We start from the raw sequence: 8,135 nt of genomic DNA, 5'->3' as shown, positions 1-8,135 counted from the left end.
TTAATTTTGTCCACTATCCCCAAATTTTTTGCAAAATTAGACCGCTTGTAACTAACTAAATTGGCGGGTAATTATTTCAACTCTCGTGCACCTTGATTATCGACTTTACAAATATGGATAAATCCTTCGTTGTTTTGCAGATATTCTTTTTCAAGGTAAGCAAGCAGTTTTTGAGCGTGTTCCAAATCCGGAGCGATTGCATACATTGTTGGGCCGGAACCTGAAATACCTACCGCTAATGCACCTAAATCTTTGCAACCTTGGCGTACAACTGGGAAGTTTGGCAACAAGTTTTCACGATACGGTTCAGCAATCAGATCTTTCATCATTGTTGCAGCCAATACGTCTTGATGCGTATGGCAAGCGTGCACAAATGAGCCAAGATAGCGTGCTTGTTGAATCATATCTTGACGAGTATAGTTTTTCGGTAAAATCGCACGAGCTTCTGCAGTCGAAACTTCCACGCCTGGATAAGCTAATACCCAATACCATTCATCAAAGAACGGAATGGTTTGGCAAATATTGCCGAGCGATTGAGTCATTAACTGCAAACTGCCTAAATAACACGGTGCGACGTTATCGTAATGGATTGAACCGGAAATACGTCCTTCTAATTCACCCATCATTTCTAATAATTCCATTTTTGAGAAAGGCTCATCATGGAATTTATTTAACGCAACTAATGCCGCTACGATTGAACAAGCACTTGAGCCTAAACCGGAACCAATCGGCATATTTTTTTCAAGGGTAAGGCGTAAATTTTTGACTGAGTCACCTCGTAATTTCAAGCGTTCGCTAAATAATACGTAGGCTTGATAAACGATGTTTTTTTGTGGCTCTTTCGGTAATTTGCGTACGAAATAACCGGCACTTTCCAATTCAAAGGCGGTTTCGCAATCTTCAATTTGTACCACGTCACCGAGTAACGAACCGTCAATCGGTGAGATTGCCGCACCTAAAGAGTCAAAACCTACGCTAAGATTAGCACTAGAAGCGGGAGCATAAATTCGTAACATTGTCATTAGTTTGCGCCTCCTTGGAGTGTACGAAGAATATCGGCAAAAATACCTGCGGCAGTTACATCAGTTCCTGCACCATAGCCTCTTAATAAGAGTGGAATCGGGCTGTAATAACGGGTTAAGAATGCAAGCGCATTTTCACCGTCTTTTACTTTATAAAGCGGATGGTTTTCATCGACCGCTTCAATTGCTACACGGCATTTATCGCCGGTAATTGAGCCGACATAACGTAATACTTTGCCTTCCGCTTTTGCTGCTTGAACACGTTGAGCAAATTCCGCATCGACTTCCGGTAATACTTTTAAGAATTCTTCCTTGCTCATGCCTTCAGAGAAGCCTTTCGGTAATACGCCTTCAATTTCGATATCATCGAATTCCAATGCTAAACCGGTTTCACGCGCAAGAATTAACAGCTTACGCGCTACGTCCGCTCCCGAGAGATCATCACGAGGATCCGGCTCAGTGAAACCTTTTTCTTTCGCAATTAAAGTTGCTTCTGAAAGGCTTAAGCCTTCGTCTAGTTTTCCGAAGATAAATGAAAGTGAACCGGATAAAATCCCTTCGAATTTTTCTACTTCATCACCGGCAGCCAGCAGATTCTGTAAGTTTTCAATTACCGGTAAACCTGCGCCTACATTTGTTTCGTATAAGAATTTATGCTGACCTTGGCGAGCTGCATCACGAAGCTCTTGGTAATATTGATAGCTCCCTGTATTCGCTTTTTTATTTGGCGTTACTACGTGGAAACCTTCTTTTAATGCACGGGTATAAAGATTTGCCACAGATTGTGCAGCGGTACAGTCAACAAATACCGGATTAACTACATGATGCAATTTGATGAATGATAATAAAACATCAAAATCAGAAGGTTGAGTTGCCGTTTCTAAGTCGCTTTTCCAGTTATCTAAATTTAAACCATTTTCATTCAGTAACATTTTGTCGGCATTTGCTAATGCGCATACACGGATCTCAATATCCTTCTTTGCTAAGAAATCTTTTTGTTGTTTGATTTGCTCAATTAATTCGCCGCCAACGCCACCAACCCCAACGAGAAAGACATCAATTGATTTTTTATTGCTAAATAAACCTTGGTGAGTCGCTTTTACCGCTTCAATCGCTTTATTCATCGGAACTACTGCAGAAATCGAACGTTCTGATGAACCTTGTGCAATCGCAACAATACTGATATTCGCCTGCGCAAGTGATGAGAAGAAACGAGCAGCAACACCTTTCGCGGTACGCATACCATCACCAACTACCGAAATAATTGAAAGCTCACGAATCATATCAATCGGATCTAAATCGCCGTTTGTAAGCTCTTGAGCAAATTCTGCATTTAAACAAGCGGTCGCTTTTTCGGCAAATTTTGCAGGTACACAGAAGCTAATACTGTATTCAGAAGAAGATTGGGTAATTAAGATGACTGAAATACCGGCTTTTGACATGGTAGAGAATACGCGAGCAGCCATGCCGACCATACCTTGCATACCAGAACCCGAAACGTTAAACATTGCAACGTTATCAAGGTTAGTAATACCTTTCACTTTTAAGCTGTCGGTTGCTACGTTACCATCAATTAATGTGCCTTTTGCATCAGGATTTGCGGTATTTTTAATCAAGCACGGAATGTTTAACGGCACTAACGGACCGATGGTACGAGGATGAATCACTTTCGCACCAAAGTATGAAAGTTCCATCGCTTCTTGGTAACTCATTGATTCTAAACAAATCGCTTCCGGTACTAAGCGAGGATCGCAGGTATAAACACCGTCCACGTCCGTCCAAATTTCGCAACAATCCGCTTTTAAACAAGCAGCTAAACACGCAGCAGAATAGTCAGAGCCATTGCGGCCAAGCAATACGAGTTCGCCGTTTTCATTACCAGCGGTAAAGCCCGCCATTAAAACGACATTTTTCTTTGGAATTGAATTGGCATCAACACGTTTGGTTGACTCGGTAATATCTACCGATGATTCTAAATAGCTACCGTGAGCTAATAATTTTTCAACAGGATCAATACGAGTAACATCGTAACCTTTTGCTTCAAACCAAGCTTGCATCATGGCAATCGATAATTTTTCACCACGGCAGTGAATGGTTGCCGCTACATTATCCGGCAATGCTTTTGTTTTTGCCGCTTCGCTCGCAACATCTTGAATTTGGGTTAGTTCCGCTGCGACTAAAGCTAATAAACCATCACGATCCACATTATTATTTACTGCATAGAGACCATTAATAATGTTGTGGAAGATTTCAGTTGCTTCTTTGAGATTGGATTCGAAAGATTCGCCAATAATTGCTTTATCAACAATCGCCACAAGGTGGTTGGTAATTTTAGCCGGTGCAGAAAGCACACCTGCTGCTTGGTCTTTTAAGTGTGCTTTTTCGATGATATCGGCCGCTTGGATAAAGCGTTCCGGGTCAGCAAGCGATGTACCGCCAAATTTAAGAACTCGCATAGTTTCTCCTGATGTTTAGTTTGATGTTTGCAAATTTGGATATAAAAAAACCCGCTTATAATGCGGGTTTGGTTAATTCTTTCCGTTTTACTGGTACAGACACCCGCACTATGCTTTATACATAATGGTAATAGTGTTGCCGGTGGTAATGATAAAACGATTCATATTATCTGTTTCTGTATAGTTAATTAAAACGGTGATGTATGGAGAGAATGGGGGAAAGCGTTTGCTTTGTCAATGGTTTTTTGCGGAAATAATGTTCGATTATAACAAGAAAGGAGTAAAAAGATTAAAAAATAACATTTTTTTGATTTAGATTAAAAAATGGTGCTTTTCTAAACGCTTTTTGGTATATTGCACCTGATTTTAACTAACCTAACAAAAAGGACCCTAAAATGGCATATCAATTACCAGAATTAGGCTACGCTTATGATGCGTTAGAGCCACATTTCGATAAAGCAACGATGGAAATCCATCACTCAAAACATCACCAAGCATACGTAAATAATGCAAATGCAGCATTAGAAGCTCACCCAGAGCTTTTAGAAAAATGCCCAAGTGCATTAATTAAAGATTTAAGCCAAGTTCCGGCTGAAAAACGCACAGCGGTACGTAATAACGTTGGCGGTCACGTAAATCACACGCTTTTCTGGAAAGGTTTAAAAACAGGTACAACTTTACAAGGCGCATTAAAAGATACGATCGTTCGTGATTTCGGTTCAGTAGAAGCATTCCAAGCAGAATTTGAAAAAGCGGCAGCAACACGTTTCGGTTCAGGCTGGGCATGGTTAGTCGTTAAAGACGGTAAATTAGCGGTTGTTTCAACGGCAAACCAAGACAACCCGGTAATGGGTAAAGAAATTGCAGGCGTTTCTGGTTACCCACTTTTATGTTTAGATGTTTGGGAACACGCTTACTATTTAAATTACCAAAACCGTCGTCCGGACTACATTAAAGCATTCTGGAACGTAGTAAACTGGGACGAAGCGGCTCGTCGTTTCGAAGAAAACGGTTCACACTGCGGTTGTGCAAAATAATTGAGTAAATTACTCAAAGATATACAATAAACAAGCGGTCGTTTTTGCAAAATTTTTTGTAAAAACGACCGCTTATTATATGGATTACTTATATTCAAAGATTACTCTTGGTGTAAGCTTGGTAATCAATTCATAACTGATTACGCCGATATGTTGTGCGACTTCTTCGATTAGCAGATCTTTGCCCCAGAAAATCACTTCATCACCGACTTTATCTTGACTATCCGCACCAAGGTCAACCGTCAACATATCCATTGAAACACGTCCGACAATTGGAGCAATACGTCCGTTTACTAAAACCGGCGTTCCTTCTGGTGCATTGCGAGGATAGCCGTCACCGTAACCCATTGCCACCACGCCTAATTTCGTATCTTTATCACTCACCCAAGCACCACCGTAACCGACCGGTTCGCCTGCTTTATGCGTTCTCACCGCAATTAAAGAAGATGCGAGAGTCATAACCGGTTTGAAGCCTAAATCAGTGATTGGCGTATAGTGCGGAGAAATACCGTGCATAATAATACCGGGGCGCACCCAATCATAATGCGCTTGTTTCCAATATAAAATACCGCTTGAGGCTGAAATACTACGTTCGTGCGTTGTATAGGGCGCTGTTGCCGCTTCAAACGTAGCGATTTGTTTTTCGGTATAACCGCAATCAGGTTCGTCTGCTCGGCTAAAATGGCTGACAAAGCTAATACTTTCAACTAAAGGACAGGCTTGTAAACGTTGATAGAACATATCGACTTGTTCGGGATGAACGCCAAGACGGTGCATACCTGTATCAATCTTCAACCAAACATTGACCGGAAAGTAAATTTTCGCTTTGCGCTTCCAAAAGCCTTTCTGTTGTTCTTGCTGCCATTCTTGTGCAACTTGTTCAAGTAATTCCAATTGTTCTAAACAATGTACAACCGTATCAAAACGGCGAGAGAGCGTTTTTAACAATTCTTCACGATCAAAAAAACCTTCTACCAGTAAAATTTTACCGGTATAGCCGGTTTCTTGAATTTCTAATGCTTCACGTAAACGTGCTACGCCAAAACCATCCACTAAATCAGTTAATGCTCCGGCAGCAGGTAACAAGCCTTGACCATAAGCATTAGCTTTGATCATTGCGAGAAGTTTCTGATGAGGGGCGAAAGTCTTGATGAGTTCAATATTATGTCGAAGCACAGACTGGCTAATGGTAGCGGTAGCAGGTTTCATTTGTTTCACTTTTTATTGGTAAATTGTTAATAATGAGCGGCAATTATACGCTCGATGAGAATAAATGGACAATGGATAATGAAAATTAGATAATTTGAGTATGTATTCGTTCTTATTTTGATAGCAATGTTAACACTCCTCGAAACGCTTAAAGCGGAAAATCATCTCTCTGAACTAAATTATCAATTTGCCAAAATGATTGCGCATAAGCAGCAAGCGTACAACTATTATAATGAACAGCAACAAAACCTCGCTATTTTATTAGCCGCATTGCTTTCATATCATGTTATGCAAGGACATAGCGCATTACGACTAGATTCAAATGCTGCACAATCTTTTTTTGGATTGGAACATAAAAAATTAGATCGTGATTTTCAGATTGAGATTTTGCAAAAAATAGGCGGAATCTCACCGCTTGAATGGCAAGATATATTGCATGATCATATTGCATTTAGCCATTCTCCGATGCAAGTCGCCCCAATGCTATTTCAGCATGGTTTATTTTATTTTTACCGTTATTGGCAGGCGGAACATAACATCGCCCGGTATTTACAACAAGCGGTCGAATTTCCAGAAGAGTTTGCAAGTATTGATTTGGACAAACAAATTCTTTCCGAACTTTTCTCAGAAAAAACAACAGAAATTGATTGGCAAAAGATTGCGGTTGCCACAGCATTGCGTCAACGTTTTTGTGTGATTTCCGGCGGTCCGGGAACAGGAAAAACAACGACAGTCGCTAAATTATTAGTTGCCTTACAGACTCGCCAATATCGTCAGCAGAAATCCGCACTTAATATTGCGCTGGTTGCACCAACCGGTAAAGCGGCGGCACGTTTGAAAGAATCAATTAGTAATAGCTTTGAAAAGATGCAACTTACATTTGAGATTCCTACGTATGCTTCAACGATTCATCGTTTACTCGGTGTGCATCCCAATTCAGATACACCGACATACCATGCGAAAAATCCATTACATCTTGATTTATTAGTAGTGGATGAGGCATCGATGATCGACCTATCATTGATGGAAAAATTAATGAATGCATTAAAGCCGAGTACACGTTTGATCATCTTAGGCGATAAAGATCAGCTTGCTTCAGTAGAAGCTGGTGCAATAATGGGAGAGCTCGGTGAGTTTGTGCAACTAGGATACAGCTCGGCACATTGCGATTATTTATATAAAGTGACAGGCTATTCGTTGAGTGAACAAGCAAGCGTATTACCTATTTGTGACACGCTTTGCCATTTACAAAAAAGTCATCGCTTTAGTGAGCATTCTGGTATCGGGCAATTGGCTGCATTAGTGAATCAGCAGAAAGATAATGAGTCTTGGCGGATTTTTACTAAATCCCAAACGGATTTAGCCTGTATCGAATATCCTAGTACTACTCAATTTACGGAAAAACGCCAGTGGATTCAGCATTGTGTCAATTTAGTGGTTGAGAAAGCTGTCGAGTACTATCAGGTGTATCTAAAATTAGTACAGCAACGCGAGAGTAATCCGAATAAGATCTCTGTGAATGAAATTTTTGAAGCGTTTCAGAAAGTGAGATTTTTATCTGCTTTGCGTGTGAGTGAATTAGGCAGTGAGCGTTTAAATCAGAGCATTGCGGAAGCATTAAAAAAAGCTCACCTACTTAATTTCGCTTTCAGTCGTGACAGTTATGCGGGAAAACCGATTTTGATTACACAAAATTCCCCTCAAAATAATATTTATAGCGGTGATATCGGTATCATTTTACCGGATGAACATAATCAGCTAAGAGTCTATTTCGATACGAAAGTAGAAAATATCCACTTAAGTTTGTCGCTTAGTCGTTTGCCTGAACATGAAGTTGCATACGTCATGACGGTTCATAAATCACAAGGTTCCGAGTTTGAGCATACTTTCTTTATTATGCCGTTAAACAGTGCGTCAGTTATCACTAAAGAACTTATCTATACGGCAGTCACTCGTGCGAAAGAGACATTTACTTTATTTAGTGAAGAAAAAGTGTGGAAGTTAGGTGTAAAAGCGAGTATACAACGTCAAAGCGGCTTGCAAGAACAATTAAAGAACATGTTTAGCTAATTTAATACACGAATTGTATTAAATCTGTTTTCTTAATCACTTTTTCAAGATTTTTTTGAAAAAAGTACTTGCAAGGATTTCATATTTCTCTATAATGCACCTCACACAACGACGCACTGTTGTGAACGATTTAGATTGATATGCAGTGCGTCGTTTCTTTTTGTTCTTTAACAACTTATCAGACAATCTGTGTGGGCACTTGTTGATTGACTTAGTTAAAATATTTTAATTTTGAAGTCTTGATAAAAGTGCTAACTAGAAATTCATTTTTACTTTTAGATTAAATTGTTTTTTAATTTAATTTAATTTATAGAGTAGTGAAACTAAGCTTAAGCAGTTAA

Annotated in this window: 5 protein-coding genes; 2 read left to right on the top strand and 3 right to left on the bottom strand. The window is 39.8% G+C overall.

Annotation, left to right across the window (positions count from 1 at the left end; genetic code table 11):
• Window positions 1-71: 71 nt before the first annotated feature.
• A complete protein-coding gene (thrB, locus tag HMPREF0027_RS08685; protein WP_005624295.1) occupies window positions 72-1,022 on the bottom strand; it encodes a homoserine kinase in 951 nt (316 codons plus the stop codon).
• Entirely contained in the window at window positions 1,022-3,478 is a 2,457-nt protein-coding gene (gene thrA, locus HMPREF0027_RS08680) for a bifunctional aspartate kinase/homoserine dehydrogenase I (protein WP_005624293.1), read from the bottom strand. The genes thrB and thrA overlap by 1 nt, the downstream gene beginning before the upstream one ends.
• Window positions 3,479-3,873: 395 nt before the next feature.
• Here thrA and sodA point away from each other — a divergent pair, with 395 nt between their 5' ends.
• On the top strand, window positions 3,874-4,515 hold the full coding sequence (sodA, locus tag HMPREF0027_RS08675) for a superoxide dismutase [Mn] (protein WP_005624290.1): 642 nt from the start codon (window positions 3,874-3,876) through the stop codon (window positions 4,513-4,515).
• Between the two features lie 84 nt (window positions 4,516-4,599).
• Here the strand turns inward: sodA and alr are convergent, their stop codons facing one another.
• Window positions 4,600-5,724 (bottom strand): alanine racemase, encoded by a 1,125-nt coding sequence (gene alr, locus HMPREF0027_RS08670; protein ID WP_005624289.1) that lies wholly within the window; start codon window positions 5,722-5,724, stop codon window positions 4,600-4,602.
• Window positions 5,725-5,850: 126 nt separating this feature from the next.
• Between alr and recD the strand changes: the two genes are divergently transcribed.
• Entirely contained in the window at window positions 5,851-7,794 is a 1,944-nt protein-coding gene (recD, locus tag HMPREF0027_RS08665; protein ID WP_005624287.1) for an exodeoxyribonuclease V subunit alpha, read from the top strand.
• The last annotated feature ends 341 nt before the right edge of the window (window positions 7,795-8,135 follow it).

Source organism: Actinobacillus ureae ATCC 25976, assembly GCF_000188255.1.
GTDB classification, from domain to species: Bacteria; Pseudomonadota; Gammaproteobacteria; order Enterobacterales; family Pasteurellaceae; genus Actinobacillus; species Actinobacillus ureae.
The sequence above is the reverse complement of the archived record's forward strand: the minus strand, read 5'-3'. Positions and strand labels throughout refer to the sequence as shown.